Source organism: Acidovorax sp. (assembly GCF_016783915.1).
GTDB lineage: Bacteria > Pseudomonadota > Gammaproteobacteria > Burkholderiales > Burkholderiaceae_C > Acidovorax.
Genome location: NZ_JADHVT010000076.1, coordinates 1 through 20,262, shown reverse-complemented (window position 1 = coordinate 20,262; position 20,262 = coordinate 1). Strand labels below are relative to the sequence as shown.

Below are 20,262 nucleotides of genomic sequence, written 5' to 3'. Positions count from 1 at the left end.
GTGGTGTTTCCGAACCAGGAGTCCTGGGGCACGCACCTGAACATCGCCGGTGGTGCGGTGGCCAAACACTCCAAGAACCAGGCCAATGCCATCAAGTTTCTCGAATACCTGGCCAGCCCGGAAGCACAGAACTACTTTGCCAATGGCAACAACGAGTGGCCTGCTGCCAAGGGCGTGTCACTGGACAACCCGGCCCTCAAGGCCATGACCGGCGGCAAGCCGTTCAAGAGCGAGACCATCCCGATCAGTGCCGTGGGCGCCAACACCACCAAGGTGCAGCAGATGCTGGACCGCGTTGGGTTCCAGTAAGCTACGCCACTGCACTCACAAACCAAAAGCCCGGCCTGGTCCGGGCTTTTTTTCGCCTGCGGTGTGGGCGGGAGATGCGACATAATTGACGTTTACGTTAACGTCACTTACTGGAGACAACCATGGAAATCCAAGGCAAGGTATTCATCGTCACCGGCGGCGCTTCGGGCCTGGGCGAAGGCACGGCACGCATGCTGGCCGCCCAGGGCGGCACCGTGGTCATTGCCGACATGCAGGCAGAAAAAGGCGAGGCCGTCGCCAAGGAAATTGGCGGCGCCTTCGTGAAGTGCGATGTGAGCAACGAGGCCGATGGCCAGGCCGTCGTGGCCAAGGCTGTGTCGCTGGGCAAACTGGTGGGCCTGGTGAACTGCGCTGGTATCGCACCCGCCGAGAAGACCGTGGGCAAGAATGGGGCGCATGCGCTGGCCCTGTTCAGCAAGACCATCACGGTCAACCTGATCGGCAGCTTCAACATGATCCGCCTGGCTGCCGAAGCCATGAGCAAGAACGAGCCCGAGTCCACAGGCGAGCGCGGTGTGCTGATCTCCACGGCCAGCGTGGCCGCGTATGACGGGCAGATCGGCCAGGCCGCCTACGCAGCCTCCAAGGGTGGCGTGGTCGGAATGACCTTGCCGATTGCCCGCGACCTCGCGCGCAACGGCATCCGCAACATGACCATTGCCCCCGGCATTTTCGGCACGCCCATGTTGTTCGGGATGCCCCAGGAAGTTCAGGACGCGCTGGCCGCTGGCGTGCCCTTCCCCAGCCGCCTGGGCACCCCCCAGGACTACGCCAAACTGGTGCGCCACATCCTCGAAAACGACATGCTCAATGGCGAGGTGATCCGCCTGGATGGTGCCATTCGCCTGGCACCACGTTGAGCTGGGGATTGAGTTAGGGAGGCATGTCTGAATGCTACTCTTTCGATAGCACCTTAGGCATATTCCTCTAGCACATGGTGCCTGTTTGGCACAAAAAGTCGTCCACAAGAGGCCCGGAAAGGCCGCAGGACTACTGAGAGCCAAACACTTTGCTGATGCCCACCCAACCGCCGCGCTCACAACGCGGCGGTTTCGTTTTGGCGGTGGCTTACCTCTGTCTCCCGCCTTCTCAACCCAAGACTGCGTGACCTTGGGTGAGAAGCCCCTCCAAGTCAGCGGCTGGCACGGGGCGGCTGAAGTGGTAGCCCTGCCCGGTGTAGCAGCCCAGTTCCCAAAGCACGTCACGCTGCGCAGCCGTTTCCACGCCCTCGGCAATGGTTTCCAGGCCAAGGCTTTGCGCCAAACCAATGATGGCGCGCACGATGTGGGGCGCGCTGGGGTCGTCGCCCAAATGCCGCACAAACGACTGGTCGATCTTGAGCTTGTGCACCTTCAGGCGCTGGATATAGCTGAACGAAGAGTACCCGGTCCCAAAGTCGTCGATGGACAACTGCACACCCAGGTCATACAGCTGCTGCACGATGGCAATCACTTGCTCTGGCGCATCCATGGCGATGCTCTCGGTCAGCTCCAGCTCCAGCATCTGCGGCGGCACCTCGCTGTCGGCCAGCGCCCGGCTCACCATGTCCACCAGGCCCGGATGGCGAAACTGCACCATCGACAGGTTCACCGCCACCACCAGCCCGGTGTGGCCAGCATCGCGCCACCGCCGTGCCTGGCTCAGCGCAGTGCGCAGCACCCATTCGCCCATGCGCAGAATCTGGCCGCTGCTCTCAGCCACCGGTATGAACTCAGCCGGACTGACGGCACCCAGCTCCGGGTGGGTCCAGCGCAGCAAGGCCTCCACCCCTACCAGTTGACGGTCCTTCAGGCGAATTTGCGGCTGGTAGTGCAGCGTCAGCTGTCCCAGCACCAAGGCGCTGCGCAGGGCATTCTCGATCTGCAGCACCCGGAGCGACCGCGCCTGCATGTCCGCCGAGAAGAACCGGTAGGTGTCGCGTCCAGACTCCTTGGCGCGGAACATGGCCGCGTCGGCGCGCTGGGCCAGGGTTTCAAAGTCACCACCGTCTTCGGGGTACATCGCAATCCCGATCGAAGACGTCACCACCAGCTCGTGGTGCTCCAGCTTGCAGATGCGGCGTATCTGCGCCTGCAGCTCGTCGGCCACGTGGGCCGCCTGTTGTGTATCGGTCAAGGGCAGCACGATGACGAATTCGTCCCCACCCTGTCGGGACACCGTGTCCTCGTCGCGCACCACCGACTTCAAGCGGCGCGCAATCTCGATCAGCAACCCATCGCCCACCTGGTGACCCAGCGAGTCGTTCACGTTCTTGAAATGGTCCAAGTCCAGGTACAGCAGGGCCAGCTGCTGGCCGCTGCGCTGCGTCAATGCCAGTGCCTGGCTGAACCGGGAGGCGAACATCGTGCGGTTGGGCAAGCCGGTCAGCGCATCAAAGTTGATCAGCTTGCGAATGCGCTCCTCGTCGCGCCGGCGTTCCGTCACATCCTCCTGCACGGCCAGGTAGTGGGTGATGCGGCCTTGCTCGTCGTGCAGTGGCGAGATGATGGCGGACTCGTTGTACTCGCCACCACCCTTACGACGGTTCACGAACTCGCCGCGCCACGGACGGCCTGACGTCAGGTGCGCCCACAGGTCGGCATACACGCTGGCAGGTGTGCCCCCCGCGCTCAGCAGGCGCGGGTTGCGGCCAATCACCTCCTCGGGGCTGTAACCCGTCGTGGCAGTGAACGCAGGGTTCACATATTCGATGTTGCCGTCAGCGCCTGCGATGAAGATGGAGTTGGGCGCCTGCTCCACGGCGTGGCGCAGCTTGCGCAAAGTATCGAGCGTCTGTACGCGCTGGGTGATGTCACGCGACAGCACCACAAAGCTATCGTCCGCTTCATCGTCCATTACCTTGCGCGCCACAGACAGTTCAAACCAGTGCGGCCCGTCGGGCAAATCCAGCGCGTACTGGAAGTCGCGGGCCAGGCCGTGCTCAGCCGCTGCATCGATCGCAGCCTGCATCACGGCTGCGGCTGCTGGGGGCAGGATGTCGTGGATCGAACGGCCAATCACCTCGCTGGCAGGCAGAAAGAGCAGATCTGGCTGCCGCGTGTGGATCTGAACGTAGTGGCCATCCCGGGTCACCTCAAACATGAGATCAGGCACAGCATCCAGCACAGCGCGCATGGCTTTGTCGGACTCCTTGAGCACCCGATACGGCGCCTCGATAGTGCCCACGAATATCGCCCGGTAGAGGTAGTAATACCCGATTACCTTGTACAGATGGCCCAACAGGTTGAAGAGGTCAGTGGCGACGACATAGAACGTGAAAAAAATCTCGCTCAAAGCCATCACCCATACGGCGGCGAACAAGCGTGCCACATCAAACGCGGCACGCTCGCGTGACCGGCGCAGTAGCAGCGCAAGCGATACGCCGTACAAAGCCACCACGCCATATTCAGCCCCAACCTTGAACCACGTCAGCCCTTGAGCATCGTAGGTCTGTGGGTACAAATGCGGGAACCAGAAGGCCACCACATGCACGCCCCCCACCAGGCCCAACACCAGAGCCAAAACTCCAAAACGACGAGGGCTTGGGGTAGCCACGTCGCCCGGCGCACGCCAGTGCATCGCCACCGCCCACAATAGTGTCAATGCCCCAAGATAACGAGCAGGCAACCAAAAATTAATGGCTTTAGATAACGAGTTGGGCGTGATGTAGTCTGGCATGCCGTCAAACGACAGCATGTGCGAAAAATCCACAATCCCTACCCCCAAAAAGCCGCAGGCCAGAATGAGGACGTTACGCTGGGGATTCAGGCTGTGCGCCTTCCACCCCACCGCAAACACCAGGACCGACACGGTAATAGACAGTGTCTCCAGCACTTGGTGCAGCGTCAGGTAATGACCCACCCGCTGTGGACTGGCCACCGAAAAATAGGCCCAGGCTACAACCACCCAGCTGGTCAACAAGTAAAGCACCGGCGCCACCGCTTTGAAACTGGCCAGGTGCTGTGGGTGAATCTGCAACCGAAAAAGGTTCATGGACGGCTGTGTATCGGTGAGGCACGCGGTTGAGATTTGGCGGTGCGGCAGGCTGTGGACGATTCTTGCACAGGCGCAACCCCTTGTAACAAGTCAAAACCCGATGCCAGTTGCCCAGTCAGCAAAGCTTGCAATGCCCGCACAGGTGCATATACCGACAACCGTGAAGGGCATAAAAAAACCGCTGCAGCCTTGCGACTGCAGCGGTTGATATCTGGCGGAGTGGACGGGACTCGAACCCGCGACCCCCGGCGTGACAGGCCGGTATTCTAACCAACTGAACTACCACTCCTGGCAGGCAGCTTTTCGCTTGCGTTTCTCAACACAAGCCAAGCGCTACGAACTTGGCGACCCCACGGGGATTCGAACCCCGGTACTCACCGTGAAAGGGTGATGTCCTAGGCCTCTAGACGATGGGGTCAAAACCTTGGAACTAACCGAACTACTACTGACAATTTTGGTGGAGGTAAACGGGATCGAACCGATGACCTCTTGCATGCCATGCAAGCGCTCTCCCAGCTGAGCTATACCCCCAAAACTTCTTTGGCTTGCGCCGAAGAAAAACCTTTGCACTGGAAACACCTGCAAAGGCTTGTGACTGGCGGAGTGGACGGGACTCGAACCCGCGACCCCCGGCGTGACAGGCCGGTATTCTAACCAACTGAACTACCACTCCTGGCAGGCAGCTTTTCGCTTGCATTTACCAACACAAGCCAAGCGCTACAAACTTGGCGACCCTACGGGGATTCGAACCCCGGTACTCACCGTGAAAGGGTGATGTCCTAGGCCTCTAGACGATAGGGTCAAAACCTTGGAACTAACCGTTGTCAAGTGACGTGGTGGAGGTAAACGGGATCGAACCGATGACCTCTTGCATGCCATGCAAGCGCTCTCCCAGCTGAGCTATACCCCCACTAAATGACTTCAAACACTTAGTATTTGTTGTCATCACCTGAGCCTTGAATTATAGACAGATTTTTAGCGGTTTCGCAAACGCGCTACAACTTTTTCGCGTCCGACCAGTTCCAGCACAGCATCGACCGATGGCGTGTGGGCTGTTCCAACCGTCAGCACGCGGGCGGGCATCGCCAGCTGAGGCATCTTCAGGCCGTGAGCCGCCAGCACCTGCTTGAACGCCGCGCTGATAGAAGCCTTGTCCCATTCACATGCCACCAGAGCATCAGCCAGTGCATCCAGAGCGGGCGCAATGGTATCGGTGACATGCTGGGCGCGCTCTGCATCCACAGGCGACACATCGCCATAAAAAACCTGTGCCCAATTGGCAAGCACGACTGTGGTGTCGCACCGGTCTTTGAACAGCGCACAGATCCGGGACAGACGGCCATCAGCCAACGCATCGGCCGAAACACCACGCGCCTGCAACTGCGGAGCAACCAGCGCGGCCAGCGCATCATCAGCCATCGCTTTCAAGTGCTGGGCATTCACCCAGCGCAGCTTGGCTTCATCGAACTGCGCAGCGCTCCGGCCCAGATGGTCCAGGTTGAACCACTGCAGGAACTGCTCGCGGCTGAAAATTTCGTCATCTCCGTGACTCCAACCCAGACGCGCCAGGTAGTTCACCATGGCATCGGGCAGATACCCTTCATCACGGTACTGCGTGACGGGCTTGGCGCCATTGCGCTTGCTCATCTTCTCGCCCTGCTCATTGAGCACGGTGGGCAAGTGGGCGTACACCGGAGGTTCCTTGCCCAGGGCGCGGAAGATGTTGATCTGGCGCGGTGTGTTGTTCACATGGTCGTCGCCACGGATCACATGCGTGATCGCCATGTCGATATCGTCCACCACCACGCAGAAGTTGTAGGTGGGCGTACCGTCGGGGCGCGCGATCACCAGGTCATCCAGCTCGTCATTGCTGATCTCGATGCGGCCCTTGACCTTGTCATCCCAGGCCACCACGCCTCCTTGCGGGTTCTTGAAGCGCAGCACTGGCAAAACCCCTTCGGGAACAGGCGGAAGAGTCTTGCCGGTTTCGGGGCGCCAGGTGCCGTCGTAGCGGGGCTTCTCCTTGGCAGCCATCTGCCGCTCACGCAGGGCATCCAGCTCGGCCACGCTCATGTAGCAGGGATATACGTGGCCAGCCGCCTGCAACTCCGCCAGTACAGCTTTGTAGCGATCCATGCGCTGCATCTGATAGAACGGGCCTTCGTCGTGGTTAAGGCCCAACCAGGCCATGCCCTCGATGATGACGTCCACTGCCGCCTGGCTGGAGCGCTCCAGATCGGTGTCTTCGATGCGCAAAATGAAATCCCCCCCCGTGGCACGGGCAAACGCCCAGGGATACAGCGCCGAGCGGATATTGCCCAGGTGAATGAAGCCCGTGGGAGACGGAGCAAAACGGGTGCGCACGCGGCCGGCGCTCGAGGCAGTGTTTTCAGTCATAACAATCAATTCTGGCCCTCAACGGGGCCAGTTTCACGGTGGAGTCAATCCAGCAAGGCGCAGCCAGCGCGGCTGCCGCATTGCCCGAAAAAGCCGGGGCTACACAGGGTGTGCAATGGCCCGCGGTGCTTGCGCAAGTCCTTGGCTACGCTTCCTGTGCATTGGGCAGAGCCAGGCGCGAGGTGTCTTCCTCTCCCTCCTCTGCGCCCACACGCCCTTCGTTCAAGCTGGCGATGCCTTCTGCTGTGATGTCGCCGGTCACATACACGCCGTCAAAACACGAGGCATCGAACCCAACGATGGCATTGTTGAGCGCGCCCACGGCCTTCTTCATGCCGTCCACGTCCTGGTAAATGAGAGCGTCGCAGCCGATGGCCTGGCGAATCTCTTCCACTGTACGGCCATGGGCCACCAGTTCACTGCTGGTGGGCATGTCGATGCCGTACACGTTGGGGTAGCGCACGGGTGGCGCTGCGCTGGCCAGGTACACCTTGCGAGCACCTGCGTCGCGCGCCATCTGCACAATCTCGCGGCTGGTCGTGCCACGCACGATGGAGTCATCCACCAACAGCACGTTGCGGCCTTTGAATTCGCTGCCAATCACGTTCAGCTTCTGGCGCACCGACTTTTTGCGCACTCCCTGCCCCGGCATGATGAAGGTGCGCCCCACGTAGCGGTTCTTGACGAAGCCTTCCCGGTAGGGGACGCCCAACAGATGCGCCAGTTGTGTGGCGCTGGGGCGGCTGGACTCGGGGATCGGAATGATCACATCGATTTCGTTGGGTGGCACGGTGGACACCACGCGTTTGGCCAAGGCTTCACCCAGGTTCAGACGCGCCTGATAGACAGATATGCCGTCAAGCACCGAATCAGGCCGCGCGAGGTACACAAACTCAAAAATGCAGGGGTTGAGCTGCGGGTTCTCTGCGCACTGGCTGGCGTGAACCTGTCCATCGAGCGTGATGAAAATCGCTTCGCCCGGGTTGATATTGCGCTCGAACACATGGGACGTGCCCTCCAGCGCTACCGACTCGCTGCCCACCATCACCGTACCGTCCTGGCTGCGCCCCATGGCCAGCGGGCGGATGCCGTGAGGGTCGCGGAAGGCCAGCAGGCCATGGCCAGCGATCAGCGCGATCACGGCATACGACCCCTTGATGCGCTTGTGCACCGCTCGCACTGCGGTGAACACGTCCTCAGGCTGCAACGGCACGCCACGCGTAGCGCGTTCGAGTTCGTGCGCAAACACGTTCAGCAGGACTTCCGAATCACTTTCGGTGTTGGTGTGACGATGGTCCGTCTGGAACAGCTCGGTGCGCAGTTCGCGTGCGTTCGTCAGATTACCGTTGTGCACCAGCACGATGCCGAACGGGGCGTTGACGTAGAACGGTTGCGCTTCTTCCTCGCTGTAGGCATTGCCGGCGGTGGGGTAACGCACCTGGCCCAGGCCCACGTTGCCCGGCAGAGCACGCATGTTGCGAGTGCGAAAGACGTCGCGCACCATACCCTTGGCCTTGTGCATGAAGAATTTGCGGCCCTGCTGGGTCACGATGCCAGCCGCGTCCTGGCCGCGATGCTGCAAGAGCAGCAAGGCGTCATAGATCAGCTGATTGACGGGCGCAGGACTGACGACGCCGACGATTCCACACATAGTTGTATTCCATCCGTTTGCGGGAACAGCCCCGCGGTCATCCAACGGCAGCAGCTTCTGACCGCTGCCGCTTCGATCTCACGAAGGCAGATGCCTTCCAAATTCGTCCGGCAGCGCCGGTTTCAACCCCTTGAGCACGTCGGTTAAGACCGGTGCGCCCCGCGATTCCTGCCACCACTGCGCCTCGTGCACGGGGGTCATGCCAGCCACCACGGCCACGGCAAGCAACAGAACCAAACCACGCAGCACACCAAAAACGGCGCCCAAGGTGCGGTCCGCAGGGCGCAGCCCCACAGCTTCCACCAGCTTCTTGGCCAGCCAGGCCAGAAAACCGCACGCAAAAACCGAAGCCACAAACACCACCACGAAGCCCGCCGCATATCTCAGCGACTCCCCCGAACCACCCATGGGCAACAAGGCCGCCGCATCGGCTGCAAACCACTGCGCCACAAAAAACGACACCACCCAGCCCAGTACCGATAGCACTTCAAAAACCAGACCACGCCACGCACCAATCAGCATGGAGGCCAGCAGCACGGCCACAAACACCCAATCCAGCGCAGCCATGGACAACAGAGAACCTGATCGATGCTTACAGGGTCAGCACCGAAGCCGACAGGTCCAACGCCTTGATGCGCGCCGCCGCCTTGTCTGCCTCTGCCCGGTTGGTGAACGGGCCCACACGCACCCGGGTGCGCTTTCCGTCCTTGGTATCCACCACCTGGGTATAGGTCTTGAGACCCGCCCGCTCTACCTTGGTGCGGGCTTCCCGGGCTTTTTCAGCGTCAGCGAAGGCACCGACCTGCACGATGAAGCGGGCCTCTTCGGCGCTCGTGGCCGCTGGCGCTTCAGTGGTGCGGCCTTCCAGCAAGGCGCGGGCACGCGCAGAGTCGTCGGCACGCGCAGGCTTGGGCTCGGGTGCAGGAGATGGCGCGGGGGCCAAGGGCGGCTTGGCCTCGTGTTTTACCTCGGGCTTAGCGGGTACAGTTGCTGGCGCCGCCGCAGGTTTGCTCGTTGCTGGGCGAGCGCTAGGCACAAGTTCCTCACCCTCGGCCAAGCCGTTAGCGGCGGCGGTACGCGAAGGCGCAGGCCGTTGCGTAGTGGCAGTCGGGGCTGGCTCTGGGGTGGAGGGTGCAGCCGGCTTGGCGGCGGTAGTTTCAGCCACTGGCGCAGGCACCACCAAAGGCGCTACCTTGTTCCGGTCCGGGATTTCGATGGGAATATCCACCGGAATAGGCCTTGGCTGGGTATCAAACAGCAGGGGAAATCCGATGACCCCCACCAGCACCAGCACCGCAGCGCCAATCAACCGATGCCGGGCGCGGCGGCGCATCACTTCGATGCTCTCAGCCTGTGGTGTACGCGGGCGCTTGGACGGCTTTTCGGCCTGTTGCTGCTCACCCTGACCGGGCCACCGGAACTTGAAAAATGCCATGGACTAAGGACTCGTGAGGCGCTCAGGCGCCCAGATGTTTGGCGTGCAAGCGGGGTGTTCCATTGATCAACACTCCCCCCACCGTGTAGAACGAGCCAAAGACCACAATTCTATCAGCGGGGTCTGCGGCAGCCACCGCCGCCTGCAGGGCCTGCAGTGGGTCGGCATGCAAGCTGGATGTAACGTCCCGGCGACCACCAGCCACCATGTGCACGGCATTCCACTTCTGCTGCAACACGGCGGCCGACTCTGCGCGCGGAGTGGGCAGATCGGTGAAATACCAACGGTCCACCAGAGGCCCGACCTTGGCCAGCATGGGCGCCAGGTCTTTGTCCGCCATGGCGCCAAACACCGCGTGGGTAACGGGGAAGAACCCCATCGCATCCAGGTTGGCCGTGAGCGCCGCCACGGAGTGCGGGTTGTGCGCCACATCCAGCACCAGGGTCGGTTGCCCCGGCACAATCTGAAAGCGCCCCGGCAACTCCACCATCGCCATGCCGTTGCGCACAGCCTGGGCGGTCACCGGCAGCCGGTCACGCAATGCCTCGAAAGCGGCAAGCACGCCCGAGGCGTTCACGAGCTGGTTGGCACCGCGCAACGACGGGTAGGCCAGCCCGGCATAACGCCGCCCCCGTCCGGCCCAGCTCCACTGCTGCTTGTCGCCCGAAAAGTTGAAATCGCGCCCAAAACTCCACAAATCTGCGCCAATCTCCCTCGCATGGTCCACCACGCTCTGGGGTGCCACGGGATCGCTCACGATGACAGGGCGGCCTGTGCGCATGATGCCCGCCTTTTCGCGGCCAATGCTCTCGCGGTCCGGGCCGAGAAATTCTGTGTGGTCGATGTCAATGCTGGTGACGATGGCGCAGTCGGTGTCGATCACGTTGGTGGCATCCAGCCGCCCTCCGAGGCCGACTTCTAGAATTGCCACATCCAGCAGCGCATGGCTCATCAGCCGCAGGATGGCCAGGGTGGTGAACTCAAAATATGTGAGCGACACCTCGTTGCCGTTCTGGGTTCTGGCGCTCTCCACTGCCTCGAAATGGGGCACCAGGTCTGCCGCCGAGACGATTTCGCCATGCACGCGGCATCGCTCTTCAAAATGCACCAAATGCGGTGAGGTGTACACGCCGGTGCGGTAACCCGCCTGCAAAGCCACCGCTTCGAGCATGGCACAGGTCGAGCCTTTTCCGTTGGTGCCCGCCACCGTGACTACCGGGCACTCGAACCGCAGTGCCATGCGGCGGGCGACTTCGGCGACCCGATCCAGGCCCATATCAATGTTGCGGGGGTGCAGCTGCTCGCAGTGGCGCAGCCAGCCTTCCAGGGTGTGGGGTTTGGTTTGCATACAGCTGGGGATTGTCGCCGAGCCAGCATTCACCCCCGCGATTTCGAGGATGATGCGCAGCATGAACACCGCCATCACCGTCTACGGCATCCCCAACTGCGATACCGTCAAGAAATCCCGCGCCTGGTTTGCCGAACAGGGGCTGGATATCCAGTTTCATGATTTCAAGAAGCAAGGCGTTCCCACCGAGCTGCTCCCTGGCTGGCTGAAGGCTGTGGGCTGGCAGAAGCTGATCAATCGTCAGGGGACCACTTGGCGCAAGCTGGACGCAGCCACACAGGCATCGGTGCAGGACGACGCCAGCGCCAGTGCGCTGATGCAGCAACAACCCAGTGTGATCAAGCGCCCCGTGGTGCAGTGGCAGCACGCCCAAGGCACGCATGTGACCGTCGGATTTGTGCCAGAGCAGTGGCCTGCCGGGCTGAATGGCGCATCCAAGGGCTGACTTGGGACGGGGAACGCGGGAAAATCGCACAAATCTTTACGCAGATTTACGGCGTCCGGGCCCCGAATTGACCTTGCGGGCCTAAACTTTTCTGCAGTCTGGTGCGTTATGTACCGACCCGAAAGGAGTTTCTCCATGAAAAAGATCGTCATTTTTTCTGCCCTGGCAGCCGTCGCCGTCGTGGCCAGCGCTCAGGAACAAGGCCATGTGCTGTCTGCCACGCCCATCATTCAGCAGGTCGGCGTTCCGCAGCAGGTGTGTGGCAACGAGACCGTCTACAACGGCAACCGCACGACGGGCGCCGGCGCTGTGATTGGCGCGATTGCCGGGGGCGCTGTGGGCAATACCATCGGCAAGGGCAGCGGTCGCGCAGCAGCCACCGCCATCGGGGTGCTGGGTGGCGCCGTAGTAGGCAACCAGATCGAGGGCAACGGCCAGCCGCAGTATCAGAACGTGCAGCGTTGCTCCACCGAGACGTACTACGAAAACCGTACCGTAGGCTACAACGTGGTGTATGAATACGCAGGCCGCCAGTACACCACCCGCACCCAGAACGATCCGGGCCGCTGGATCCCCGTGAACGTGCAGCCCGCCGGCCAGACCTATTCCACACAGCCCGACCCGTATGCGGCCCAGGGTGTTTACAGCCAACCGGGTGTGGTGACCTCCACCTACCCCGTGCAGCCGGTGTACCAGGCGCCGCCCACCTATGTGACGCCCCCGGTAACGGTCATTGAATACGGCTACGACAGCGGCCGCCCCTACTACCCGCACCACCGCAACCCGTACTGGCGTTGAAGGCTGGCAGCGTAGCCGCACAAACCAGTGAATAAAGAGCCCTTCGGGGCTCTTTTTCTTGGTGCAAGCGGCGGCGGGCATGGGTTTCGTTGGGTCGCACAGCCCAATGCGTCAGCACCCTGCCCTAAAATCGCGGGTTTCCTCCATTCCTACGCGCGCATCCATGACCACCGAAAAAATCGACGGCGTGTCCGTCACCACCCAGGCCAATGTGTACTTTGACGGCAAGTGCGTGAGCCACGGCATCACCTTCCCGGACGGCACGAAGAAGTCGGTGGGCGTGGTGCTGCCCGCAACGCTCACGTTCAACACCGGCGCTCCTGAAATCATGGAATGCGTGGCAGGCTCGTGCGAATACAAGCTGGCAGGCACCGATGCATGGGTGAAATCGTCCGCAGGCGAAAAGTTCAGCGTGCCCGGCAACTCCAAGTTCGACATCCGCGTGACCGAGGCCTACCACTACATCTGCCATTTCGGCTGAGATGTTCGGGCTGAAATTTGCTTGATTTTGGCCTCTAGCGCTAGTCCACAATGCGCTGGCAGCTATCATTTTTGAAGAAGATTCCATGGCAACCATCCTCCAGAACCTCCCCCTCGGCCAAAAGGTCGGCATCGCCTTCTCTGGCGGCCTGGACACCAGCGCCGCACTGCATTGGATGAAGCTCAAGGGCGCCGTGCCCTACGCCTACACCGCCAACCTGGGCCAGCCTGACGAGCCCGACTACGACGCCATCCCCCGCAAGGCCATGGAATACGGCGCCGAGAAGGCCCGCCTGGTCGACTGCCGCACGCAACTGGCCCACGAAGGCATTGCCGCCCTGCAGGCTGGCGCCTTCCACATCAGCACCGGCGGCCTGACCTACTTCAACACCACCCCCCTGGGCCGCGCCGTGACCGGCACCATGCTGGTGGCTGCGATGAAGGAGGACGACGTCAACATCTGGGGCGACGGATCGACCTTCAAGGGCAACGACATCGAGCGCTTCTACCGCTACGGCCTGCTGACCAACCCCTCGCTCAAGATCTACAAGCCCTGGCTGGACCAGCTGTTCATCGACGAACTGGGCGGCCGCGCCGAAATGTCGGCATTCATGACCCAGGCTGGCTTTGGCTACAAGATGAGCGCCGAGAAGGCCTACAGCACGGACAGCAACATGCTGGGTGCGACGCATGAAGCCAAGGACCTGGAGTTCCTGTCCAGCGGCATCCGCATCGTCAACCCCATCATGGGCGTGGCGTTCTGGAAGCCAGAGGTCGAAGTGAAGGCCGAGGAAGTGTCCGTGACCTTCAACGAAGGCCAGCCCGTGGCGCTGAACGGCAAGGAGTTCAATGACCCGGTCGAGCTGATCCTTGAAGCCAACCGCATCGGCGGCCGCCATGGCCTGGGCATGAGCGACCAGATCGAAAACCGCATCATCGAAGCCAAGAGCCGCGGCATCTACGAAGCCCCCGGCCTGGCGCTGCTGCACATCGCCTACGAGCGCCTGGTGACCGGCATCCACAACGAAGACACCATCGAGCAGTACCGCATGAACGGCCTGAAGCTGGGCCGCCTGCTGTACCAGGGCCGCTGGTTCGACCCCCAGGCCATCATGCTGCGCGAAACCGCCCAGCGCTGGGTGGCCCGCGCCGTGACCGGCACCGTGACACTGGAACTGCGCCGTGGCAACGACTATTCGCTGCTGAACACGGAATCGCCCAACCTGACCTATGCGCCCGAGCGCCTGTCGATGGAAAAGGTGGAAGACGCGCCGTTCAGCCCACTGGACCGCATCGGCCAGCTGACCATGCGCAACCTGGACATCTCGGACACGCGCGGCAAGCTTGGTGTGTATTCGCGCGCTGGCCTGCTGTCGCTTGGCGGCAACGCAGCTTTGGCACAGCTGGAAAACGATCGCAAATAGGACCACACGGAATATTGGTCGTCAAATGGGGCTCTAGCGCCGTCACATAAAGCGCTATGAGCTACTAAATTTGCAGTAAAGCCACCGACAACGGTGGCTTTTTTTTATGCCCTGATGGCAGCAATGCTGCTCGCATACCCATACATTCATCAAAAAAATATCATTTAAATCATATTTATCATAGAATGAACCCATCACACACCCGATAAAGGAGTCATTCATGCCTACCGCTTTCCCCCCCCTGAAGTTCAGTTTGCGCCGTACGCTCGCACTTGTCGCCGCCCTGCTCCTATGGATGCCGGCCTGGGGGATGCAACCACCTGCAGGTCCCGTGATCCTGACCATCTCAGGGAAGGTGGGGAGCACCAACCTGCAAGGCGTCGCAGCGTTTGACCTCGCCATGCTAGAAGCACTTCCCCAGCGGAGTTTTGTGACCAGTACGCCCTGGTACAAGGAACCCACCAAGTTCACTGGTCCGCTGCTGCGCGATGTGCTGGCCGCCGCGAAAGCCAGCGGCGTCGCGCTGGAGGCCATGGCTCTCAACGACTACAAGACCAGCATTCCCATGGAGGATGCGCGGCAGTTCGACGTGATCGTGGCCCACCGTATCAACGACCAGCCCATCTCGGTGCGCACGAAGGGGCCACTGTTCATCATTTACCCGTTCGACACCACGCCTGAGCTCAAGGCGGCCAAATACTACGGCCGCTCTGCATGGCAGCTCAAATCTCTGAAGGTGGACTAAGCCTCGCCATGCCCGCTCACCGCGACAGTCGGCGCTACATGCTGTGGCTGGCCCTGGGCACCACCATCATGGCAGCAGCCATGGCAGTGCTACTGGTATTGCAGTTCACACAGCAGCAGGCCATCCGCAAGAGTGCCGACTTGCGGAGCGACTCCATCATCGCCTTGTCGTTCCAGCTGGAACGCGAGTTTCTCCGCCTGCGGCAGGCGGTTGACGTCAATGCCCACAGCAGACTTCCGATAGACCTGGAAACACTCAGACTGCGAAGCGATATTTTTGCGAGCCGCCTGCAACTGATGCAGGACACGCCCAGCACCATCGCCCTGCAGGAGCGCTCGGAATACCAGAGCACGATCCCCCAGCTCGTCGCCCTGCTCGACCAGGTGGATGCGGCCCTATTGCCCCCCTAGCAATCCCACGCGCGATCAACTGGTCAACTTGCTGCCGACCTTCAATGCCATCGGCCCCAGCGTGCAGGAGCTCACCATGTCGGTCACCCGCCAAACGGCGGCCTTGCTTGAAGGGCAGGAGTCGACCATGCTCGACCAAAGCCGGCAGATCATGGCACTTATCCTTGCACAACTGTTGCTGTTGCTGGCCGCTGCAGCATCACTGGCTTGGCGCCATCACAGGGTGGAGCAGGAGCGCCTCGCCATGCAGCAACTCACGCACAACCTGCAAGAGGCCAACCTGGCAGCGGAGGCAGCCAACAGGGGCAAAAGCCAGTTCCTGGCCAACATGAGTCACGAACTTCGAACCCCCTTTAACGGTGTGCTGGGCATGCTGAGCCTGCTAGAGCGGACAACACTCACACTGCGGCAGAAGGAGTATGTAAACACTGCACGTGGCTCGGCAGACCACCTGCTCTCCCTCTTGAACGATATTCTGGATGTGTCAGCCATGGAGACAGGGAAGATGGCGATCCATCCGCACGCCACGGATCTGCATGCCCTGATCGACAGCACAAAGAGCCTGACGGAGCCCCTGGCCAGGCAGAAAGGGCTGGATTTTCATACACATCTTGATACCGATGTGCCTCAATGGGTCCAGGCAGACAGCACCCGGCTCAAGCAGATTGTTCTGAACCTGGTCACAAACGCGATCAAATTCAGCGAGAGCGGGAGGGTATCCCTGCTTCTGCGCCGCAGTGAGATGGGGCAATCGCAATCGCTAGGCGATGTCTCGGCCGGTGCTGACGACACCTATCCATTGCGCATAGAGGTCCTCGACGAAGGTATAGGCATAGACGCCAACACGCTGTCCAAACTCTTCAAGCGATTCACACAAGGGGACGACAGCACTTCCCGCCGGTTTGGCGGCACAGGACTGGGGCTGGAGATATCGCGCAACCTCGCGCGGCGCATGGGAGGTGATATCCATGTTGCCAGCGCGCCCGGAAAAGGTAGCACTTTCACGGTAGAACTGTCCCTGCCGATGACGGCAGCGCCGGAAACCGCACCTGAGCAGCATGCCGCTCAAATCGACGACCTGCCGCCGCCCACCCGCCCGGCCAACGTGCAGGGCCTGACCGTACTAGTAGCGGACGACCACCTTGTGAACCGCAAATACATGGGCGCACTGCTGGAGGACATGGGGCACACAGTGGTGTTTGCCAACGACGGCGTACAAGCCTGCGCTGCCGTTCGCGACCAGCGCCCAGACCTGGTGCTGATGGACCTGCACATGCCCATCATGGACGGCTTCGAGGCCACACGCAGGATCCGTGATCAGATGGGATCCGAGCAATTGCCCATTGTCGCACTGACAGCGGACGTGTTTGCACAGACGCGCGATAAAGCTGCAAGTTGCGGCATGAACGGCTTCGTAAGCAAACCGGTCAATGTTGCAACCCTTCAGGCCACACTGGAAAGCCATTTTGGCTTGCGCGGCGCGCCTGCTCAATCGGCCTCGGACGCCGAAACGGAAGTTGCTGCGGCGAAGAAGATGCCAGCAGCAACCGCCCCCCAGAAAACATCGCAGAGCCCGCGAAAACGTTTCAAACCCGGCGATTTGACCGCACACATTGACATGGCGATGGTGGGGGATGTGTGCGTTGGCATCTCGGCGCAGGGCTACCGCTCCCTGCTACGCAGCTATTTCAGCGATGAATCAGGTGCCTTGGACGCTTTGGTGCATGCCCTGCACCAGGCGGAGCAGGAGCCGGGGCACAACCTGCGCAGTCCCGCCCACACCTTCAAGGGTGCAGCGGCCAACCTGGGCTTTCACAAGCTGGCAGCATTGGCATCACACCTCGAAAAAAATGGTGTCGAAGCGGCGAATGCTGCCAAGGTCCGAACAGAGCTTCTGGACGCGTGGGAAATGGCACACGCACTGTGCCTGCGTATGGGACTGACCGATGTCCAGACGCTGGCAACAAGGCACAGCGCGGGGGATATCGGCAGCGTCTGAACGCCTACCCAGCCCGGCTCAATAGACGGAGCCCACGCACTTCTCAAAAAGCGGGCAATGGGCCAATCACACGACCACGGGCTCGGGCTCCAGCCGGATGCCAAAGCGCTCGTACACACTGGTCTGGATGGCCTTGGCCAGGGTCATCACCTCGCCGCCCGTCACGCTGTCGGCGCCCTGCCCCCGGTTGACCAGCACCAGAGCCTGCTTTTCGTACACCCCGGCCTTTCCGATGGACTTGCCCTTCCAGCCACAGGCGTCAATCAGCCAGCCCGCCGCCAGCTTGATGCTGCCATCGGGCATGGGGTAGTGCACGATTTTCGGCTCGCGGGCGATGATGTCGGCGCACTGGTCGGGCGACACGGTGGGGTTCTTGAAGAAGCTGCCCGCATTGCCCACCACGGCAGGGTCGGGCAGCTTGGCGCGGCGGATGTCGCAGACCCAGTCAAAAATCTGCGTGGCACTGGGGTGCTCCACCCCAGCCTCGGCGCGACGGCGCTCCAGGTCCAGATAGCCCAGCACCGGCTTCCACGGCCTGGGCAGCCGAAAGCGCACATGGGTGATCACAGCCCGGCCTGCCAGCCCCATGCCGCGCGGAAGCCCGCTGCCGTCCTGCGCTTCAGAGGGCGCATGCTTGAAAACGGAATCGCGGTAGCCAAAGCCGCATTGTGCGGCGTCCAGGCTGAATGACTGGCCCGTGGCCAGATCGATGGCGTCAAGCGACTCAAAACGGTCCTGCAGCTCCACGCCATACGCGCCAATGTTCTGAACGGGCGATGCACCCACGGTGCCCGGGATCAAGGCCAGATTCTCCAACCCGGGATAGCCGTGAGCCAGCGTCCAGGCCACGGCGTCGTGCCACACCTCGCCAGCGCCCGCCTCCACGATCCAGGCCTTGGACGTTTCCTCCACCAGGCGCAGGCCCTTGATTTCCATCTTGAGCACAACGGACTTCACGTCACCGGTCAGGATGATGTTGCTGCCACCACCCAGCACAAATTTCGGTGCGTGCACGAGCTGGGGGTCAGCCCGCACAGCCCGCAGGTCGTCCACCGAATGCACGCGCACCAGGGTTTGGGCGCGCGCGGCAATGCCGAAGGTGTTGCAGGGCTGTAAAGGGGCGTTTTTCTCGACTACCATTGGCTCGATTGTCGCATCCGACCTTTCGGCCCTCTGCGATCTGCACCTGTTTTCCCTGAGATTGAGACCCACCATGCCATCTTTTGACACCGTTTGCGAAGCCAACCTCGTTGAAGTGAAAAACGCGGTCGAGAACACCGCCAAAGAAATCGCCACCCGTTTCGACTTCAAGGGCACTTCTGCCAGCATCGAGATCAAGGACAAAGACATCACGCTAATCGGCGATGCCGACTTCCAGCTCACTCAGATCGAAGACGTGCTGCGCAACAAGCTCACCAAACGCAATGTGGACGTGCGTTTTCTGGACATGGGCGATGTACAGAAAATGGGCGGCGACAAGGTCAAGCAAGTCATCAAGGTGCGCAACGGCATCGAGAGCGAGTTGGCCAAGAAGATCCAGAAGCTGCTCAAGGAGAGCAAGCTCAAGGTGCAAGGCGCCATCCAGGAAGACAAGGTGCGCGTGACCGGCGCCAAGCGCGACGACCTGCAAGCCGCCATGGCCCTGATCCGCAAAGATGTGACGGACGTACCGCTGTCGTTCGACAACTTCCGCGACTGATATGAAGCAACACCCCCCTGAGGTCCTGCGGGCCTTCCCCCCGCTCTTGCATTGCGGAGCGCTGCGGACAGGGGGATGCCGCCAGCACGGCGGGGCGGCCCTTGCGCAGCAGGTCTCGCCTGGATCGCGCCGGTATCAACGCATCGTAGCCCTGTGGATCGGTTTGCTGCTTGGCCCCGCATTGGCGCATGCACAGGCCGTGGCGCTGGCAGGTGTGCTGGGCAGCAAGGCGCTGATCGTGGTGAATGCCAACCCGCCCAAGGCGGTGGGCGCGGGAGATGAGTTCCAGGGTGTGAAAGTCATCGCCGTCGCCAAGGACGAAGCCACCGTCGAGATCCAGGGCGCGCGGCGCACGCTGCGGCTGGGCGAGGCACCCGTGAGCGTGGGCGGACGCAGTGGCAGCGGCAAACGCATTCTGCTGGTGGCAGATGGCCGAGGCCATTTTGTGAACAGCGGCACCATCAACGGGCAGGTGATGCAGTACATGGTGGACACCGGAGCTTCCACTGTCGCCATCGGGCGGCCGGATGCGGAGCGCATGGGCCTCAACTACCAAAGCGGCCAGCCGGTGCGCGTGAACACCGCCAATGGCGTCGCGCAGGGCTGGCGCATGAAGCTCAACTCCATCCGCATTGGCGACGTCGAGGTCTTTGGGGTGGAGGCCATCATCACCTCGCAGCCCATGCCCTATGTGCTGCTGGGCAACAGCTTCCTGAACGAGTTTCAGATGACACGCACCAACGACCAGATGGTGCTGGAAAAGCGCCACTGACGCCTGTACACCCGCCATGTCTGCACACCCCTCCTCCACCCACGCACACTCCGAAGGGGAGTACGAAGACCTGCTCAGCCTCTGGTCCGACCTGGAGTCGGCCCTTTCGGTGCTGCTGAGCCGGCCGCTGCAGGTGCAGGACTTTCCGGGTAAGGTACGGCAGTTAGATGCTTGGCTGCAAGATTTGGTGGCGCATGACATCGATGCGGCGCTTTACCTGATGTTCCAGCATGCCTCCACGTCCACAGTGGGCTACAGCGCCTCGCACGCGCTGGTATGTGGCACGCTGTGCCACATCATGGCGCTCGAACTCAAGCTACCGAAGCGTGAGCGCGACAGTCTGGTGCGGGCGGC

Annotated in this window: 18 protein-coding genes, 6 tRNA genes and 1 pseudogene; 12 read left to right on the top strand and 13 right to left on the bottom strand. The window is 61.5% G+C overall.

What is annotated here, in order from left to right:
* Positions 1–309 (top strand): extracellular solute-binding protein (locus tag ISS20_RS14565; RefSeq protein WP_291437737.1); only part of this gene is annotated, 309 nt, incomplete at its 5' end.
* A 122-nt stretch (positions 310–431) separates the two neighbouring features.
* A complete protein-coding gene (locus ISS20_RS14560; protein WP_291437736.1) occupies positions 432–1,190 on the top strand; it encodes a 3-hydroxyacyl-CoA dehydrogenase in 759 nt (252 codons plus the stop codon).
* A gap of 229 nt (positions 1,191–1,419) precedes the next feature.
* On the opposite strand, the gene ISS20_RS14555 is transcribed toward ISS20_RS14560, so the two are convergent.
* The 12 genes from ISS20_RS14555 to folC form a co-directional block, all read right to left on the bottom strand.
* Positions 1,420–4,302 carry an EAL domain-containing protein gene (locus ISS20_RS14555; RefSeq protein WP_291437734.1) on the bottom strand — a complete coding sequence of 961 codons (2,883 nt, stop codon included), beginning with the start codon at positions 4,300–4,302 and terminating at the stop codon, positions 1,420–1,422.
* 215 nt (positions 4,303–4,517) lie between these two features.
* A tRNA-Asp gene (locus ISS20_RS14550) sits at positions 4,518–4,594 on the bottom strand.
* 53 nt (positions 4,595–4,647) lie between these two features.
* Positions 4,648–4,723, bottom strand: a tRNA-Glu gene (locus ISS20_RS14545).
* 37 nt (positions 4,724–4,760) lie between these two features.
* Positions 4,761–4,836 (bottom strand) — tRNA-Ala (locus ISS20_RS14540).
* A gap of 65 nt (positions 4,837–4,901) precedes the next feature.
* Positions 4,902–4,978: transfer RNA gene (locus tag ISS20_RS14535), tRNA-Asp, on the bottom strand.
* Positions 4,979–5,031: 53 nt separating this feature from the next.
* A tRNA-Glu gene (locus ISS20_RS14530) sits at positions 5,032–5,107 on the bottom strand.
* Positions 5,108–5,139: 32 nt separating this feature from the next.
* Positions 5,140–5,215, bottom strand: a tRNA-Ala gene (locus ISS20_RS14525).
* Positions 5,216–5,280: 65 nt separating this feature from the next.
* A complete protein-coding gene (gene gltX, locus ISS20_RS14520) occupies positions 5,281–6,702 on the bottom strand; it encodes a glutamate--tRNA ligase (RefSeq protein WP_291437732.1) in 1,422 nt (473 codons plus the stop codon).
* A gap of 145 nt (positions 6,703–6,847) precedes the next feature.
* Positions 6,848–8,353 (bottom strand): amidophosphoribosyltransferase, encoded by a 1,506-nt coding sequence (gene purF, locus ISS20_RS14515; protein ID WP_291437730.1) that lies wholly within the window; start codon positions 8,351–8,353, stop codon positions 6,848–6,850.
* 78 nt (positions 8,354–8,431) lie between these two features.
* Complete coding sequence (locus ISS20_RS14510; RefSeq protein WP_291437728.1) at positions 8,432–8,920, bottom strand: CvpA family protein; 489 nt, start codon at positions 8,918–8,920, stop codon at positions 8,432–8,434.
* Between the two features lie 25 nt (positions 8,921–8,945).
* A complete protein-coding gene (locus ISS20_RS14505; protein ID WP_291437726.1) occupies positions 8,946–9,788 on the bottom strand; it encodes an SPOR domain-containing protein in 843 nt (280 codons plus the stop codon).
* 22 nt (positions 9,789–9,810) lie between these two features.
* Positions 9,811–11,136, bottom strand: a complete 1,326-nt coding sequence (gene folC / locus ISS20_RS14500; protein WP_291437725.1) for a bifunctional tetrahydrofolate synthase/dihydrofolate synthase — start codon at positions 11,134–11,136, stop codon at positions 9,811–9,813.
* Positions 11,137–11,188: 52 nt separating this feature from the next.
* Between folC and ISS20_RS14495 the strand changes: the two genes are divergently transcribed.
* The 7 genes from ISS20_RS14495 (at position 11,189) to ISS20_RS14465 (ending at position 17,437) form a co-directional block, all read left to right on the top strand.
* Positions 11,189–11,581: an arsenate reductase gene (locus ISS20_RS14495; protein ID WP_291437723.1), complete on the top strand. Its 393-nt coding sequence runs from the start codon at positions 11,189–11,191 to the stop codon at positions 11,579–11,581.
* A gap of 135 nt (positions 11,582–11,716) precedes the next feature.
* On the top strand, positions 11,717–12,379 hold the full coding sequence (locus ISS20_RS14490) for a glycine zipper 2TM domain-containing protein (protein WP_291437721.1): 663 nt from the start codon (positions 11,717–11,719) through the stop codon (positions 12,377–12,379).
* A gap of 163 nt (positions 12,380–12,542) precedes the next feature.
* Positions 12,543–12,860 (top strand): pyrimidine/purine nucleoside phosphorylase, encoded by a 318-nt coding sequence (locus ISS20_RS14485; protein WP_015014470.1) that lies wholly within the window; start codon positions 12,543–12,545, stop codon positions 12,858–12,860.
* A gap of 85 nt (positions 12,861–12,945) precedes the next feature.
* Positions 12,946–14,283: an argininosuccinate synthase gene (gene argG, locus ISS20_RS14480; RefSeq protein WP_291437718.1), complete on the top strand. Its 1,338-nt coding sequence runs from the start codon at positions 12,946–12,948 to the stop codon at positions 14,281–14,283.
* A 331-nt stretch (positions 14,284–14,614) separates the two neighbouring features.
* Positions 14,615–15,028 (top strand): molybdopterin-dependent oxidoreductase, encoded by a 414-nt coding sequence (locus ISS20_RS14475; RefSeq protein WP_291437716.1) that lies wholly within the window; start codon positions 14,615–14,617, stop codon positions 15,026–15,028.
* Between the two features lie 8 nt (positions 15,029–15,036).
* Positions 15,037–15,438, top strand: a complete 402-nt coding sequence (locus ISS20_RS14470) for a hypothetical protein (RefSeq protein ID WP_291437714.1) — start codon at positions 15,037–15,039, stop codon at positions 15,436–15,438.
* 76 nt (positions 15,439–15,514) lie between these two features.
* Positions 15,515–17,437, top strand: coding sequence for an ATP-binding protein (locus ISS20_RS14465; RefSeq protein WP_291437712.1), 1,923 nt, complete (start codon positions 15,515–15,517; stop codon positions 17,435–17,437).
* 66 nt (positions 17,438–17,503) lie between these two features.
* Here the strand turns inward: ISS20_RS14465 and murB are convergent, their stop codons facing one another.
* Positions 17,504–18,577 carry a UDP-N-acetylmuramate dehydrogenase gene (gene murB, locus ISS20_RS14460; protein WP_291437710.1) on the bottom strand — a complete coding sequence of 358 codons (1,074 nt, stop codon included), beginning with the start codon at positions 18,575–18,577 and terminating at the stop codon, positions 17,504–17,506.
* Positions 18,578–18,650: 73 nt separating this feature from the next.
* Between murB and ISS20_RS14455 the strand changes: the two genes are divergently transcribed.
* The 3 genes and pseudogenes from ISS20_RS14455 to ISS20_RS14445 all read left to right on the top strand — a co-directional run.
* The gene (locus ISS20_RS14455; RefSeq protein ID WP_124515111.1) at positions 18,651–19,136 is read left to right on the top strand and encodes a YajQ family cyclic di-GMP-binding protein; all 486 of its coding nucleotides are present in this window, start codon (positions 18,651–18,653) and stop codon (positions 19,134–19,136) included.
* A 163-nt stretch (positions 19,137–19,299) separates the two neighbouring features.
* Entirely contained in the window at positions 19,300–19,908 is a 609-nt protein-coding gene (locus ISS20_RS14450) for a retropepsin-like aspartic protease (protein ID WP_291437706.1), read from the top strand.
* Between the two features lie 16 nt (positions 19,909–19,924).
* Positions 19,925–20,262 (top strand): annotated as a pseudogene (locus tag ISS20_RS14445) (phosphodiesterase); the annotation flags it as partial.